This is a genomic window from Sandaracinaceae bacterium (genome assembly GCA_020633055.1).
Lineage (GTDB): Bacteria > Myxococcota_A > Polyangia > Polyangiales > Houyiibacteriaceae > JADJJE01.
On record JACKEJ010000014.1, the window covers coordinates 42109 to 57492 of the forward strand.

The 15384-nt window shown below is 69.5% G+C and carries 11 protein-coding genes and 1 other RNA gene; 7 read left to right on the forward strand and 5 right to left on the reverse strand.

The features are described from left to right. Nucleotides 1–37 precede the first annotated feature (37 nt). From H6726_29245 to H6726_29255, 3 genes are all read left to right on the forward strand, one after another. Complete coding sequence (locus H6726_29245) at nt 38–1867, forward strand: hypothetical protein (GenBank protein MCB9661764.1); 1830 nt, start codon at nt 38–40, stop codon at nt 1865–1867. Between the two features lie 7 nt (nt 1868–1874). Beyond that, nucleotides 1875–3275 carry a DUF1501 domain-containing protein gene (locus H6726_29250; GenBank protein ID MCB9661765.1) on the forward strand — a complete coding sequence of 467 codons (1401 nt, stop codon included), beginning with the start codon at nt 1875–1877 and terminating at the stop codon, nt 3273–3275. 197 nt (nt 3276–3472) lie between these two features. Then, nucleotides 3473–4681 (forward strand): hypothetical protein, encoded by a 1209-nt coding sequence (locus H6726_29255; GenBank protein MCB9661766.1) that lies wholly within the window; start codon nt 3473–3475, stop codon nt 4679–4681. 73 nt (nt 4682–4754) lie between these two features. Here the strand turns inward: H6726_29255 and rnpB are convergent. Beyond that, an RNA gene (gene rnpB / locus H6726_29260) (RNase P RNA component class A) lies at nt 4755–5171 on the reverse strand. Nucleotides 5172–5316: 145 nt separating this feature from the next. Between rnpB and H6726_29265 the strand changes: the two genes are divergently transcribed. Next, nucleotides 5317–6597 carry a hypothetical protein gene (locus tag H6726_29265; GenBank protein ID MCB9661767.1) on the forward strand — a complete coding sequence of 427 codons (1281 nt, stop codon included), beginning with the start codon at nt 5317–5319 and terminating at the stop codon, nt 6595–6597. 29 nt (nt 6598–6626) lie between these two features. On the opposite strand, the gene glpD is transcribed toward H6726_29265, so the two are convergent. From glpD to H6726_29285, 4 genes are all read right to left on the reverse strand, one after another. Beyond that, nucleotides 6627–8324 carry a glycerol-3-phosphate dehydrogenase gene (gene glpD / locus H6726_29270; protein ID MCB9661768.1) on the reverse strand — a complete coding sequence of 566 codons (1698 nt, stop codon included), beginning with the start codon at nt 8322–8324 and terminating at the stop codon, nt 6627–6629. A gap of 69 nt (nt 8325–8393) precedes the next feature. Continuing rightward, nucleotides 8394–10067 carry an apolipoprotein N-acyltransferase gene (lnt, locus tag H6726_29275; GenBank protein ID MCB9661769.1) on the reverse strand — a complete coding sequence of 558 codons (1674 nt, stop codon included), beginning with the start codon at nt 10065–10067 and terminating at the stop codon, nt 8394–8396. A gap of 19 nt (nt 10068–10086) precedes the next feature. Next, nucleotides 10087–10422, reverse strand: a complete 336-nt coding sequence (locus H6726_29280; protein MCB9661770.1) for a DNA-binding protein — start codon at nt 10420–10422, stop codon at nt 10087–10089. Nucleotides 10423–10752: 330 nt separating this feature from the next. Next, a complete protein-coding gene (locus H6726_29285; protein MCB9661771.1) occupies nt 10753–11325 on the reverse strand; it encodes a MerR family transcriptional regulator in 573 nt (190 codons plus the stop codon). Nucleotides 11326–11698: 373 nt separating this feature from the next. On the opposite strand from H6726_29285, the gene H6726_29290 reads away from it, so the two are divergent. From H6726_29290 to H6726_29300, 3 genes are read left to right on the forward strand one after another with little or no spacing between them, the layout of a single operon-like run. After that, on the forward strand, nt 11699–12571 hold the full coding sequence (locus H6726_29290; protein MCB9661772.1) for an ABC transporter permease: 873 nt from the start codon (nt 11699–11701) through the stop codon (nt 12569–12571). Continuing rightward, on the forward strand, nt 12549–14315 hold the full coding sequence (locus H6726_29295) for an ABC transporter substrate-binding protein (GenBank protein MCB9661773.1): 1767 nt from the start codon (nt 12549–12551) through the stop codon (nt 14313–14315). The genes H6726_29290 and H6726_29295 overlap by 23 nt, the downstream gene beginning before the upstream one ends. Continuing rightward, nucleotides 14312–15310 carry an ABC transporter permease gene (locus tag H6726_29300; protein MCB9661774.1) on the forward strand — a complete coding sequence of 333 codons (999 nt, stop codon included), beginning with the start codon at nt 14312–14314 and terminating at the stop codon, nt 15308–15310. Before H6726_29295 ends, H6726_29300 begins: the two co-directional genes overlap by 4 nt. Nucleotides 15311–15384 lie beyond the last annotated feature (74 nt).

Here is a 15384-nt window from a genome sequence, read left to right on the forward strand (position 1 = left end):
CACCCCCACCCCCAGCGGCCGCCCCAAAGGAGCACGCATGGCCTCCTCTCCGCATCGCAGCGTACGCTGCCTCCCTGGTCGTCCTGCGCTCACGACGCTGGCCGCCTTCTGCAGCTCGCTCCTCGTTTCATGTGCCGGGAGCGATGGCTTCAACGCCGCGACCCCCGCGCGCGGTCCCGGAGAGTTCGTCGGACGTAGCACCCCGCTGAACGACACGTTTGCGGGAGGCGTGGGCGCCGACTACGCGGCACGGTCGCTCCCAATGGGTGAAATCGCGGACTGGCGCGCATGTGGCACCGAGTGCCAGGCGCACTGCGCGGCCCAGACCTTCAACAACCCCCTCGACGAGGCGATGTGCCCACACCTGTGGGGCGCAGGGCTCGACACGCGCCCGGTGGACGAGCACGAGGCTTGCCGGCGCATGTACGTGGACCTTGCGGGCTACTTCCCCACCCTCTTCGAGATCGAGCGCAGCTGTCTGGGACGGCCCGCGGACGAGGTCGCGCTGCGGCTCATTGCGAGCGACGAGTTCGTGAGGGTCAACCAGCTGCGCTGGTCCGACCGCCTCCGCTACGACAACATCAGCGTGAACTTCGAGCGGATCTTCGACGCCGACGAGACCGTGGGCAAAGCCTACCGAGGGCTGATCCGCTATGACGAGCTGGTCGAGGTGATGAGCGCGCACCCCGTGCTCACGCGCCGCTTCGACAACGCGGGCGACCGGGCCGAGGCGCTGTTCACGCTCTTCCTGGGTCGGCCGCCTTTCGACAACGAGCGCGCCGACATGGCCAAGCTCTACCGGCTCTGGAACAACCACTACGTGGACCACCCACAGCTGGGCCTGCGCCTGCCGGACGCGTTCATCCAGCACGCCTGCGTGGACGAGCGGGGCGAGATCGACCCGAACACACAGGGGCAGTGCACGAGCCTCCTCTGGGGCTACAACCAGGTGATCATCGAGCCGGACTTCCGCGCCATCGACGGTCGCACGTGGTCCGAGAACCTCACCGAGGCCGAGTGGCGCGTGCTGCAGACACCAGGCCGCATCCTCTCCGTTCGCAGCGAAGCGTGGGAGTACGCCGTGGCGGACGTCCTCGAGCAATACCTCGGGTACAACCTCTCTTTCTACGCTCCTTCCGTGCTGCAGCCCCTCGTCGAGTACCTCTTCGCTCACGGCGGGGACATCCGCAGCATCCACTACGTCGTCGCCACGTCGCAGCTCTACCGGCAGTCGACGACGTGCCCGGACGACGTGTGCGGGGACGACCTGAACCCGCCCGCGTGGACCTACGGCGCCCTCAAGCAAGTGGACTCCCAGGTGTGGCTCGACACGCTGAGCCGGTTCGGAAGCAGCGACATCGGCCGCTGCGACAGGCGCCTGCCCAGCACCCGTGACTTCATGCAGGCAGGTGTCTATGGCATCGACGTCCTCGCCAATTCGGAGTGGACGTTCAACGACGAGGGCGTCGTGGACGAGCGCTATCGAAACGTCGCCCGCACGTTGGGCGGCTGCCCCGACAACCAGGTCACGACACGCTTCCAGACCATCAGCATCCTGAACACCGCCACACAGGAGTCGTTCGTGGCCGAGATGTGCAACCCCGGCGGTGCGTCCACGAGCGCGGTCGAGTCGGCGCGCATCCTCCCCGAGACCATCGCGGCCAACCGCGCGCTGGACGACACCGTCGCCGAGGAGGTGGTCGAGTACCAGGTGCGCACCTACTTCGGCCGGCCAGCCAGCACCGAGGAGCGCGACATGGCGCGCGTCGGCGGCGCAGCCTGCGTGCCCCAACCATGCGACGCCGAGACCTTTGCCCGGGTGCTCTGCTACGCGCTCCTCTCCAGCGGCGAGATGCTCTTCTACTGAGGTGGTCATGACGCGACGCAAGCCAACAGCATCCCAGCACAGCCTCGGCCTCAGCCGGCGGGGCTTCCTGAAAGTCGGCGCCGCAGGCCTCGCTGCCAGCTCCATGCCGCACTTGTTCATCCCGAACCGCGCCGTCGCGCAGTCCGGCGGGCGAGGAACGATCAAGCACCTGCTGTACGTGCGTCTGTCGGGAGGCTTCCGCTTCCCGACCGCGTTCAACGCGGACGTCTCGGGAGCCTACAACCCGTTCGGCACGGCCTCGGGCGTCCCCGACGGTGTGCAGTGGGGCGTCAGCTCGCTGCTCCAGCGGGCTGGCTGGCTCGACGCGAACCGGACGGCGGCGGGCATGCAGGCCGTCCACCAGCTGGCGGACCGCATCACGGTCATGCCTACGGTCGACCACGAGCCCCTGGCCGGATACGCCGACGGAAACCACACCACGGGCCTCGAGCGCTACTACACCGGGTACGTGAACGGCTCGGCGGGCTTCTTCACGCGCATCAACCTTGGGCTGGCCGACCGCTACGCCGACGCGTTGGCCGAGGGGCGTGTGCTGCTGCCGCCGTTCGTCATGGGCGGCGCCGCCATGGCCCGGGGCCTCGGCGAGTACGCACCCCACCGCCCGCCCGTGCTCAGCGGCGGGTCGTTCGATCGCTTCGCCGCCACTGCATCCGGGAGCATCCCGGAGTGGGGTCGGCCCATGGTGACCGCCACGGACGCGCGGATGCGCGATCGTCAGCACCTGCGCCAACGCGACCGGGTGGACGCATACGTCCAGTCGCGCGCCGCGACGGCGGCGTACTCGCAGATCTTCGCGGACCCGCTGCTGGCCACCGACCGCGCCTCGGCAGACATCGTGGATGGCGTGTCCAACACCGAGCTCGCGATGCTGTTCGGAGACAGCTCGACCGCCCGTGAGATGCGGCTGGCCCTTCGTCTGTTCCACTTCGGCTGCCCCGCGGTGTACCTGGACCAAGGGGGCTACGACTACCACTCGGGCGAGCAGGACCGTCTCCCAGGTTCGATCGAGGCACTGAATCAGCTGACCTCGGCCCTGATCAACGTCCTCCCGCGCATGTCCCACCCGGACGGCGGAACGTACTGGGACCACACTCTCGTCGTCTACGGGAGCGAGTTCTCGCGCACCGCGCGCGGCGACCGCTTCAACTCCGCGCGAGGCTCGGACCACACGGGGGACAACTCCACGCGGTGGATGTCCATGCCGTTCTTCGGTGGCCCCGTGCCCGGCGGCCGCGTCGTGGGAGCCACGACAGAGCGCAACGAGCTGCGCGCGCAAGGCACCGTGTATTCGTACCGCAGCATGCTCAACACCCTCTTGGACGGACTCGAGTGCGACCCGTCCGTGTTCTTCCCGGCCGACGAGGTCGTCCCGGGGCTCTTCGGATGAGGCACGGAACCATGCAGAAGCCACGTCTCGCCGCCGTCGTGCTCTTGGTGGCGCCCGTCCTCGGTTGCCAGGGAGGCGGTTTCCAACACGCCGATCCGGGCGAGGCTCCGCCCGGTCTCGAGTGGGGTCCGGACAGCGGCGCACCGTTCTTCGGACCCACGCGCACCGTCACCCCCTACACCGGCAGCGAAGCCGCGGTGCTGGAGGCCCAACGAGAGCTCCCCACGGGCAGCGAGCTGCAGGCGGAGGTCATCATCCGCAGCTGCGGTCCGATCAACGGCGTGTGCCACAACGAGAAGGAGTACCCGGACCTCCACACGCCCGCGAACTTCGCGGCCACCATCGGCGCGCCCTGCAACGTCCAGTCGGGGACGCCCGAGGGCGTGTTCGATCGCTGCGAGCGCACGGGCGACAGGTTCACCTTCGACGACGACCGCGAGGTGGAGATCGGCTGGGTGGAATACGTCCCGCCCCCGAGCGACGGAACGTCGGAGGTGGGCCCCGACATGCCTGGTCTGCACCTGCACTTCGCGGACCCCGTCGCCACCTCGTACGAGGGGCGCTACACGTCGGGACGCTTCGTACGGACGTTCGTGCGAGCCGGCAACACGGTGGAAGACCTCACGTACTTCCGCTACGAGCAGCGCTACCACGTCTTCGAAGACGGACACCACGTGGTCGCCGAGGTGCCCGAGTACCTGGCCAACGCGGTGCAGAGCTTCATGACCTCGGGCATCGAGCAGGGGGACCTGAACCGCAATGGAACCTATGGCGCGCGACCGAACGTCATGGGCGAACGGCGTGGGCCAGTGTCGATGCTGACCGCCGGAGACCCAGAGACCAGCTACCTCATCGGGCGTCTGCGAGGGCACATGGAGGGTGAGGCCGTGCCCGGATCACGCATGCCGCTCGCCAACGAGCCGTTCTCCGTGCCGGAGATGCTCGCGCTCTTCTGCTTCGTCGAGGGGCTCGACCCGGCGGTGCGCACCATCAACCTGTTCGACCCAATCGACTACAACGGCTGTTCCTACGCCCAGAACCCCGCCTTGTTGGATGGGCTCGCGGTCGAAGGGTCGGGCACGGGGTTCGCCACGCGTATCCGCCCGCTGATCGAGGCCAACTGCGCGGGATGCCACGACGACGTCGACCCGGAGGAGGATCTCACGCTCATGGGCAGTGGGCTGTACGAACGTTTGATGATGCCGAGCGCTCAGGACCCAATGGGCCGGCCGCTGATCGATCCGGGCAACCTCGCCAACAGCTACCTCTGGCTGAAGCTCATCGGCGACCCGACCATCGAGGGCTTCCGCATGCCCGTCAACCCGATCTCCGGTGGCGGAGCGCTCGACATGGACAAGCTGGACGACATCCGCATGTGGATCGAGAACGGCGCGCCCAACGACTGAGCGCGACGCGGGGGCGGTGCCTTGCTCGACGCGTGACGCACGAAAAAGCGACACCCCCGCAGAGCGGGGGTGCCGGTCGGAGAGCTCGTAAGCCGAGTTCTGTTCCCACGTCCGTCGCCGGCGCGTGGGTGGTGGTCATTCATCTAGGGCGTACGTCACCGCACGCCTCGAGCGACACTACCCGGAAGCATCAGGCGGGCAGCCCTCGAACGCTTCCCTATTTGGTCTTGCTCCGAATGGGGTTTACCTAGCGACCGACGTTACCGCCGGCCCGGTGCGCTCTTACCGCACCCTTTCACCCTTACCCCGAGGCCCGACCCCTCCGTGGAGGCGCCGCGCGTCGTGGCGGTCTTCTCTCTGTGGCACTGTCCTCGGGGTCGCCCCCACCAGGCGTTACCTGGCATTCTGCCCTGCGGAGCTCGGACTTTCCTCCCGTGGCGCCCGCATGCAGGACATGCGAACGACACCGACGATCACCCGAGCCGCTCCGACGCAGGGGTCATACGCAAGGCTGCGCCCGCGTGCAAGCGGTACCACGGCGCGCGCGCCGGGCTGGTCCCAGCGGCGCGCGCTGCACGAGCGCGCAGCGCACCCGGAAAAGTGGACCATGGGGACGCGGCAGATAGTCTCCGCCCATGCGTCTGCTCCGCTCTCTGTCGCTCTTGCTGCTGCTCGCAAGCCCCGCTGGGGCGACCGTCGGATGCGGTGACGCCGACGCGCGGGAAGAGGTCGCGGCACCCACCGCGGGTGCACGAACCGTGACACCGGCCACGCCCGAGCGGGCGGCGACCACCGAGTCCGATCCAACCGAAGCGACCCACAGCGCTCCCGAGCGCGAGCCCGCGAGCAACACCGCGGAGCGCCCCCGCTTCGACCCACCCGTGGCGGGCGAGCGCGTGAGCGTCCCCGCGGGAACGCTGCTGGTGGGCAGCCGGCCGGGTCTCCAGCACCGCAGCCCTCTGCGCGAGGCGGACCTGGTCCCGGTGGAGATCCCGGCGTTCACGATCGACCGCCTGCCCTACCCCAACGACCCCGCTCAGCCCGCGCGGACACAAGTGTCGCGCCCGCAGGCCCAAGCACTCTGCGAAGAGCGTGGGCAGCGCCTGTGCGACGAGCTCGAGTGGGAGCGCGCCTGCAAGGGGGACCGGGCGGACGACTTCGTGACCGGTGCCACGCTTCAGCCGAACACATGCGGTGACGCCTACGTGGGCTGCACGTCCCCCGTGGGGGTCTCGGCCCTTGGCGTGGGCGTCAGCGAGTGGACCGCGACGACGGCCCCGCGGGCACTGCGGGCCGACGCCGCCACGTGGATGGTGAGGGGGGCGTCGAGCGAGGCCGACGACGCACAGCACCGCTGCGGCGCGCGCCACGTGGTCGACCCGAGCGCGCCCAGCCTGCGAATTGGCTTCCGCTGCTGCGGGGGTGAGGCCCCCGACCTGCGCTACCCGAGCCATGACCCCCATGCCCTCCACGAGTTGGTCGAGGCCGACAGCGACACCCTGGCCGGGTACTTGCGTCAGATGCCGGAGGTCGCGCGCTTCGCCGAAGGCTTCGTAGGGACGGGCGCGAGCGCCGCCGGTGAGGTGCTCGAGCGGGGCCACAAGACCGAGGAAGACCTGGCCGGCTGGCGTCCCATCACGGGCCTCCTACGCTGGAGCCCGACGGAGGGCGAGCACGTGTGGGTGTTCTCCGGCGCAGGCGCCGGCGCGTCGCTGATCGTCGTCGCGCACCCCATGCCTGATGGAACGCTGGTGCACGGCGCCAGCTTCGTGTTCGAGGGGGAGACCCCGCCCGTCATCGTGGCCTACAGCCCGGGGACACCGAACGCGCTCAAGTGGAGCACGTGCTGGGACTGCGCCGGCGAGGGCGGCGTCATCATGATGCGCGACGGGCGCGTCACCATCGCCCAGCGCTAGCAGCAACTGTAGTCGAACGCCGCGACCGCTCAGACCGCTTCGCGCCACGCGCGCGAGCGAGCGACGTCCGCGCGGTAGCCGGCCAGCTCGGCCTCCGTCCGCGCCTCGTCCCAGCCGAGGCGAGCGGCCATGTGCGCCGCCACCGCCTCGGCGCAGCCGAGCCCCTGGTCGAGGTCCTTGTAGAACAGCTGCGTGCGCCGGGTGAGCACGTCGCTCAGTGAGTGCGCCAGCTCCTCGTCGATGGCCCAATCCACCTGGGCCAGCAGCTCGTGCCGGCCCGCCACCAGGGGCTGGGCCTGGGCGGCGTCGGCGGCGCAGCGCTTCGCCAGCTCCAGCGCGCGCATGCCGTACGTGTCCGCCAGGAAGCGCGCGGTGTCCGCGCCGAGCGTGCCGCGCGCGGCTTGGACCACCAGCGCGGTCACCTTCGCGTGGTCGTCGTCGGCTGGCCAACCCACGCCGCCGGGCAGCGGGTGCTTGTCGGTCTCGCTCGCGGTGAGCTTGCCCGGCAGCTTGCCCATCAGACGCAGGAGGTCCACGGCGGTATCGACCAGCTCGCCAGCCATCTTGCGGTAGGTGGTGAGCTTGCCGCCGGCGATGGTGATCAGTCCGTCCTGCCCCACGAGGATCTGGTGCTCGCGGCTGACCTTGGACTCGCTGACCTCTCCTCCGCCCTCGGCGTCCCCGTCGCCGTCGGCCGACGGTGGGGCGATCAACGGGCGCAGCCCGGCCCACGTGGCGATGACGTCGTCGCGCTCGATGGTGTGGTCCGGGAAGTACGAGTTGCTGGCCTCGATCAGGTAGTCGACGTCCTCGAGCGTCGCGGCGACCTCGGCTTCGTCACCCTGGTAGTCGGTGTCGGTCGTGCCGACGTACGTGCGGTCGCCCCACGGCAGGGCGAAGAGCACGCGCTCGTCGGTCGGGTGGAAGCACACCACCGCGTGGTGGATGGGCAGCTTGTCGTACTCGACGACGATGTGGACACCCTTGGTCGGTCGCAGCAGGTGCCCCTTGCGGGTGCCGCTCATGGCCATGGTCTTGTCCGTCCAGGGCCCCGTGGCGTTGACCACCACGCTCGCCCGCACCTCCTTGAGCTGCCCTGTGGTCTGGCACTTCACGACGGCGCCCTGAATGCGCCCGTTCTCGTCCTTGAGGAACGACTCGACCCGCGCGTACGTGGCCACCACCGCGCCGTGGGCGACGGCGTCGAGCGCCGTCTCCACCGTGAGCCGGGCGTCGTCCGTGGAGCAGTCGTAGTACAGCGGCGCGCCCTTCAGCCCGTCCTGCTTCACGGCGGGCTCGATCTCGGCGACCTCCTTGGGCTTCAGCTTGCGGTGGATCTTGGGCGAGCGGAACAGGGACAGGCCGTCGTAGAGCCACATGCCCGCGTTGATGACGAAGAGGCTCTGCCGCGCGCCCTTGAACACGGGGAACAGGAAGCCGAGGGGGTTCACCAGGTGTGGCGCCAGATCCATCAGCACGCGCCGCTCGCTGACCGACTCGAACACCAGGCTGAACTCGTAGCTCTCGAGGTAGCGCAGCCCGCCGTGCACCAGCTTGCTGGAGCGTGAGCTCGTGCCGAACGCGAGGTCACGTTGCTCCACGACCGCGACCTTGAGGCCGCGCCGCGCGGCGTCCCGCGCGATGCCTGCCCCGGTGATGCCGCCGCCGATGACGAGCACGTCCATCGGCTCGTCCAGTCGTCCCCACATGTCTTCGCGCTTCGCCATGATGCCAGTGTTCCGTTTCCCGGCGCCCGGGCGCCGCGCGTCGCTCATAGGGCCGCTCGCCGCCCAGCTTCAAGCCGTGTCGTGACTTTGCCGCGCCAAGCGACGGCGCGCCAGACCCACGCGCTCCGCCACGCACGCCACCAGCAGCACGAGTGCGAGCGGGGGGACCCAGTCGCCGAGCCGCACCGAGAGCGTCTCGTGCGCGAGGAGCCGAGCCCGCACCACCGTCGCCTGCGCCTGATGACGCGTCAGGACCACCCGCTCCTCGCCCGTCGCTGCGATGTGGCCGCTGCGGCCGGTGTTCACGACCCGCACCAAGTCGCGGCGGGTCTCGATGGCCCGGAAGCGGGCGACGATGCGGTGCAGCTCGGGCTGCACGGAAGCCCCGAACCACGCGTCGTTGGAGAAGTTGAGCAGCACCCGCGCCCCGGCGAGCGTCGCCTCCCGCGCGCGGCCCGGGCGCACGTCCTCGTGGCAGTTGAGCAGCCCGACGCGCGCCCCGGCGACGTCGACGACGGGCTCTCCTGTGCCCACCTGCTCGCTCCCGCAGGGGAAGCGTGCCTGCAGACCCTCCGACCACGCCCACAACGGGATCCACTCGGCGAACGGAAACAGCTCGCGCTTGTCGACGTGGGCCATGGGTGCACCCGCGCCGTCCACGACCACCAACGAGTTCCAGCGTGTGCAGGGTCCCGTGCCGGTCATCGCGCCCAGCACCCTCGGGGCGCGGCCACGGGCGCCCACCCTGGCCGCCTCCGCTGACTCCCCCGAGCCGAGGCCTCCGATCGCCCGCGTGTCGTCCTGACCACCAGGTCGCACGTCGGACGGGGGGCGCTGCGCGTCGACGCCCTGGCCCCTCCAAGCGGCGAGCCCCGCGAGCGCGCTCGGGTGGCGTTGCTCCAGCGCGTCGCGCGACACGCGCAGCGGATAGGCGGCTTCGGGCCACAGCGTCAGCTCGGCCCCCTGGGCGTCGGCCTCGGCGCTGAGTCGCTCGAGGATCGCGAGACGCGCTGCGGGGGACAGCCCTGCACGCACTTCGGCGACCGTGATGTTTGGCTGCACCAAGCCGACTGGGAGCTGGGGGGCGGTCGAGCGACCTGCGCTCACCGCCGAGAGGCGCAGGTGCCCGAACGTGGCCATCCCGACCACCCACATCGCGGTGAGCGCCCCCAGCCGACGTGAGCGAGACTGCAGCGCCACGAGCCCACAGCAACCCACCATCGCGGTGAGCAGGTCCACCAGGGGCAGCCCGCCGAGCTCGGCGACCTGCGCCCAGCCGAGCCATGGCAGCGTGAAGTGCCCGAGGTGCCACGGGAACAACATGGGCACCACCCCGAAGCTCCCGGCGAGCGCGAGGGGCAGCGTGAGGTGCAGCCGTGAGGAGTGTGGGGTATCGGCCAGGCGCGCGAGGCCCAGGGCGAGGGCCAGGGGCAGCGCCTGCAGCACGACCAGCAGCAGGAACGTGGGCCACGCGAGGGCGGGCCCGAACCCCGCGAAGCGCGCCAGCACGTCCAGCGCGAAGCGCAGCGCCCAGAGGCCGAACCCGATTCCCGCGCAGAGACCCGTCAGGGCGGCGCGCGTGGGGCGTTGCTCGCGAATGAGCGTAAGGAGCAGCGGCGAGAAGAAGAACGCCGGCAACGCGGCGAGCGCGTGCTGCGGCAGCGGGGGACCCGAGAGCGCCAGCATCCCGCCGACCCCGCCCGCGAGGAGCAGCGTACGCGGCAAGGCGCGAGGAGACGTCACGGGCACCCCGCGTGACGGCTCAGAAGACGTAGTCCTTGAGCCGCTCGATGTCCTTGACCGCCTCGAGCTTGGCGAGCCCGGTGGTCTCCACCTGGCGCACGCGCTCGCGCGTCAGGTTCATGATCTCACCGACCTCCTCGAGCGTGATGCCGCCGCGGTCCGCGATGTCCAGCGAGCACGTCTCGGTCATCTCCCACACGTCCACGTCCGGGAAGTTGAGCTTGATGCTGCCACGCACGGGGTGGACGTCGATGTACAGGTGGTACTTGCACGACACGAAGGGGCACGGGCGCTCCATGTCGACGCACTCGGTGCGCGTCTTGGGCCGCCAGTAGTCCTCTTCGGGGTAGAGCATGCGGCCGCGGTTGAGCTCCGCCTTGCTGAGCCGCCGGATGCTGATGGTGCGCGCTCGCGTCCGGTTGCGACGACGCCGACGACCCGGACGGTCGCCGTCCTCACCGTCGATGTCGCCGTCGAGGTCGTCGCCCGCGTCCTCGTCGAGGCCCGTGTCGCCCAGACCTGGCGCCACGGCGCCGCCCACGGCCAGGTGACGCACCGCGCCCGAAAGAGACGGCTTGTCGCCCTCCGCCTCACCCGCGAGGGCCAGGAGGCCCTCCACTTGCTTGATCGCTGCTTCACTCATCGTCGTTGCTCCTTCGAACCCGCCGCATCGCCCCGCGGTGGGTCAAACTGCTGCTCTCGCCATGCGCGCCCGCATCGTCAGGCGCGCCTCGATGGCCTCGATCTCGGACACCCACTCCGTCCCCAACCGGCTGGCGCGGGTCAGCGCCTCCCGTGAGCTCGTGTGGTCCTCGCCGGCGGCCACGCGCTCCTCGAGGGCGCGCTCGATGGCCTCGTAGACGCGGTTCATCTGGCGGGTCAGCGCCTCGATGTCGCCGCGCACGAAGAGGAACTCCTTCTGGATCTCCTCGATGGTGTAGCCCTGGCGCATCAAGCGCCGGATGTGGTCGATCTGGCGCACGGCCGTGGCCGGGTAGAGCCCCTGGCTACCGCGCGCCTTGCCCTCACGACCGACCCGCACGCTGCGCGGGAGCAGCCCGAGCTGGACGTACTTGCGGAAGGTGGCCTCCGTGATGCCGCGCCCCTGCGACGCGAACACGTCCACGATCTGCTGAACGTTCATCCCCGTCGGGTGACTCTGCTCCACGTCGTCGAGCTCCGCTTCGGAGAAGCTCGAGTCCGCGTCTGCGGAGGTCTGCCCGCGTCGGGCTCGGTCGTATCGGGTGAGAGTAGTCATCTCGTTGAAGGCGCTCGAATGTATTCCTTTCAAGAGAATGTGGTCAACTATTTTCATCAGATTTCTTGACCCTAGGGGATGCGATCAGATCGAGCTGAAATTATTGACTTTTGGTCGCAGCGACCGCGGGGCGACGATGGGCTGAACGATAAAAATATCGATCTCATGCTCTCGCTGATGATCGCGTCGTTGTTCCACCGAGGCCGATCTCTCACGTTCGACCCCGATCCCGCGCGAGACGGCCCCATGCAGCGCCCGTCGCCCCCCTGCCGTTCCCGGCGCTTGGTGTGCGACAAGGCGGACGACCTCCCACCGTCGCTCGCCTTCTGGGATTGACCCCCGGACGCGACCGGGATACTCGTCAGCGAACCCGATGGACCCCCGTGCGTGGCGACGATTCAGGCGGAACAAGGGCGCGCTCGTGGGGGCTGCGCTGGTCACCGCCATCACCCTCACGGGCCTCCTCGGTCCTTTCCTCGCCCCCCACGACCCCGCCGAACAGTTCCGTGACGCGCTGATCGACACGGACACGGGCCTTCCGCGGGGGCCCTTCGAGGTGGCTGGGCACCCGCTCGGCGGTGATGGCCCGTTGGGTCGGGACGAGCTCAGCCGCTTGCTCCACGGCGCGTCCGTGTCGATGGCGGTGGCGTACCTCGCGACGGGCCTCGCGCTCCTGATCGGCGTCGCCGTGGGGCTCCTCTCGGGCTACTTCCAGGGGTGGCTCGACTTGGTGTCGATGCGCTTCGTGGACCTCGTCCTGTGCATGCCCTTCCTGCTGATCGCCATCGTGCTGCAGAAGGTGTGGGTCGTGGAGGGCACGCTCGCGCCGCTGATGGTGCTGTGTGTCATCCTCGGTGGCCTGTCGTGGACCACCCTGGCGCGCGTCACCCGGGCCAAGACCATGGAGGCACGCAGTCAGGAGTACGTCCAGGCGGCGCAGGCGCTCGGGATCTCGCACGCGCGCATTCTGGTGCGGCACATCCTGCCGAACATCGCAGGCCCCATCATCGCGCTCGCGACCCTCATGGTGGCACGCATGATCATCGCAGAGAGCGCGCTCAGCTTCCTCGGCCTGGGCGTACGGCCGCCCACCGCCAGCTGGGGCTCCATGCTGAGCGAGAGCGAGAGCCTGAAGATCGCCTCGCCACATCTTCTGCTGGTGCCCGCCGCGCTCATCGCCACGGCAGTGTTCGGTTTCAACCTGTTCGGGGAGGGGCTGCGCGATGCCTTCGACCCCAAGGAGTGACGGAGCGCGCGCGCGTCCACCGGGGCGCCTGATCCCCGGCGCGATCCTCGCGTTCGTCGCGCTCGGAGGCGCGGGCTTCGCTCTCTCACGCCTCCCGGACAGGCCCCAGGGGCCGCGCTACGTCGGGGCGGGGAACACGACACCGCGCTCGGGCGGCACGTTCGTGTTCGGCGCGGGGTCGGACGTGCACTCGCTCGATCCCCACATCGCCTACGACGCCAATTCGTACATGGGCATCCGGCTCGTGTTCGACGGGCTGCTCGACTACGACGAGCAAGGCCAGATGGTGCCCAGCCTGGCCACGGCCATGCCCGCGGTCAGCGAGGACGGGCGCACCTTCACGTTCCACCTGCGCGAGGGCGTGTACTTCCACGAGAGCCCCATCTTCGACGGTCCGCGGGAGTTGGTGGCCGAAGACGTCCGCTGGAGCCTCGAGCGGCTGCTGCACCCCGAGACGGGGTCGCCGGGGGTGAGCTTCTTCGCGCGGCTGCGAGGGTTCGAGGACTACCGCGCCGGGCGCGCGCCACACGTGGCGGGCATCGAGGTGCGCGGGCGCTACGAGGTGGCGTTCACGCTCGACCAGCCCGATCAGACGTTCCTCAATGCGCTCGCCATGGTGTTCGCGTATCCGGTGCCCCACGAGAACTACGAGCACTACATCGCGGCGGGCGACCCGGGCGCCGTCGAGCGCAACCCCGTGGGCACGGGTCCATTCGTGTTCGAGGCTTGGGAGCGAGGCGTGCAGCTCACGTTCACGCGCAACACACGCTACTGGGAGCCGAACCGCGCCAACCCGGACCGCATGGTGATGATCGAGCAGCTGGCGGGCGAGACCGCGGTCGGGCGCTTCAGCAATGGGGACCTCGACGTGCTCAGCAGCCTGCCCGCCGTACACTACCTGTTCTTCAAGCACGCGCCTGCGTGGGCCCCGTACATGGCCGAGGAGCCGGAGGCGACGATCCGTGGTCTGTGCATGAACACCGGCATGGCGCCGTTCGACAACGTCCACGTGCGGCGCGCCGTGGCGGCCGCCATCGACCGCGACGCGATGCGCGTCATGTACCAAGGCCGCGCCCTCCCGGCGGGGCAGATCCTGCCCCCGATGATCCCGGGGTACGACCCCGAGCTCCCCTCGCTGCAACACCTCGACTTGGAGCGCGCCCGTGAGGAGATGCGCCTGGCGGGGTATCCCGATGGCATCGCAGAGCCGGTCACGGCATGGATCGGCGAGGGGCAGGGATCGCTGGTGGCGGCGCAGCTGTGGGGCGCCAACCTCGAGCGCATCGGCATCCACGTCGAGTACCGTCAGGTCGCGTTCTCCGTGTACTTGGAAGAGACGGGCAAGCCTGGGCAGGCGCAGCTGTTCCCGTCCGCTTGGAACATGGATTTCCCAGACCCGAGCAACTTCCTCGAGATCCTCTTCCACAGCCAGAACATCCACCCCACCGCCAGCGAGAACCGCTCGTTCTACCGCAACCCGGAGCTGGACGCGCTGCTCGACCAGGCGCGGGGTGAACCAGACCACGAGCGCCGGCTCGCGCTGTATCGGCAGGCCAACGAGATCGTCTCGGCCGACGCGCCCTGGGCATTCCTCAGCAACGACCTCGGCGCCGAGCTGTGGCAGCCCTACGTGATGAACTACCGACCGCACCCGGTGTGGTCCAACGACTACCGCAACGTGTGGCTCGACCTGCCGCGTGAGCGCGTCCCCGACAGCCGCTATACGGAGGGCACCTCGCGATGACGCGCTACCTGATGAAGCGGCTGCTGTGGGCGCTCTTCGTGTTGTCCACCGTGGTGTCCACCGTCTTCCTGCTGGTCCACGTCGCTGGCGACCCAGCTGCGGTGGCGCTCGGGCCGCGCGCTTCGGCCGAGGCGCGCCGCGACTTCCGACGCATCAAAGGGCTGGACCAGCCGACGCTCGCACAATTCGGGTCGTACCTGGGGGTGTCTGCGTGCGTGCGCCGAGACTCCCCGGACTACCGAGACGGGCGCGGGCGCTGCGGTTTGCTCCAGGGCTCGCTCGGGACCAGCTACACCCACCGGGAAGATGTCGCGGCCGTCATCGCGCACCGCATGCCCCGCACGCTGCTGCTGGGCGTGATGGCCATGCTGTTCGAGCTGCTGTTCGGCATCACGGCGGGTATCGTGGCCGCCCTACGCCGGAACACGTGGGCCGACACGGGCATCATGGTGCTCACGTTCGCGGGCATCAGCGTGCCCACGTTCGTCACCGGGCCCATCGCCCTCTTCGTGTTGGCCTTCCTGCTGGGGTGGTTCCCCATGGGCGGCTACGGCGTCGGCTTCTGGGACCACGTGCGGCACGGTCTGCTGCCCGCGATGATCCTCGCGGTCGGTGGTGCGGCGACCTACGCGCGGATCCTGCGGGGCGAGCTGGTCGAGACGCTCCGCATGGACTACGTACGCACCGCGCGCGCCAAGGGGCTGGCGCCGCGCGTAGTCGTCGTGCGGCACGCGCTGCGGAACGCGCTGATCCCGATCGTGACGCTGCTCGGGCTGTCGCTGCCGGGACTCGTGGGGGGGGCCATCATCACCGAGAAGATCTTCAACTGGCCTGGGCTCGGCATGCTCACCATCGAGGCCATCAACAAGCTCGACGTGCCCATCATCATGGCGACGGTGCTCATGTTCGGCGTGCTGGTGCAGCTCGGAAACTTGCTGGCCGATGTCGCGGTGGCGGCGTTGGACCCCCGCATCCGCATTGGCGAACGCGGCTGAGCGCCGACGCCCACGGGCGTCACCGACCCACCCTCGACCTCGTAACCTACGGTGGTGGAACCTTTTTCCATTCG

Excerpts from the sequence above, each read along its gene's own strand:
- H6726_29245 (MCB9661764.1), top strand. The coding sequence starts at position 38 with ATGGCCTCCTCTCCGCATCGCAGCGTACGCTGCCTCCCTGGTCGTCCT.
- H6726_29250 (MCB9661765.1), top strand. The coding sequence starts at position 1,875 with ATGACGCGACGCAAGCCAACAGCATCCCAGCACAGCCTCGGCCTCAGC.
- H6726_29265 (MCB9661767.1), top strand. The coding sequence starts at position 5,317 with ATGCGTCTGCTCCGCTCTCTGTCGCTCTTGCTGCTGCTCGCAAGCCCC.
- glpD (MCB9661768.1), bottom strand. The coding sequence starts at position 8,324 with ATGGCGAAGCGCGAAGACATGTGGGGACGACTGGACGAGCCGATGGAC.
- H6726_29280 (MCB9661770.1), bottom strand. The coding sequence starts at position 10,422 with ATGCTCTACCCCGAAGAGGACTACTGGCGGCCCAAGACGCGCACCGAG.
- H6726_29285 (MCB9661771.1), bottom strand. The coding sequence starts at position 11,325 with ATGACTACTCTCACCCGATACGACCGAGCCCGACGCGGGCAGACCTCC.
- H6726_29290 (MCB9661772.1), top strand. The coding sequence starts at position 11,699 with ATGGACCCCCGTGCGTGGCGACGATTCAGGCGGAACAAGGGCGCGCTC.
- H6726_29295 (MCB9661773.1), top strand. The coding sequence starts at position 12,549 with ATGCCTTCGACCCCAAGGAGTGACGGAGCGCGCGCGCGTCCACCGGGG.
- H6726_29300 (MCB9661774.1), top strand. The coding sequence starts at position 14,312 with ATGACGCGCTACCTGATGAAGCGGCTGCTGTGGGCGCTCTTCGTGTTG.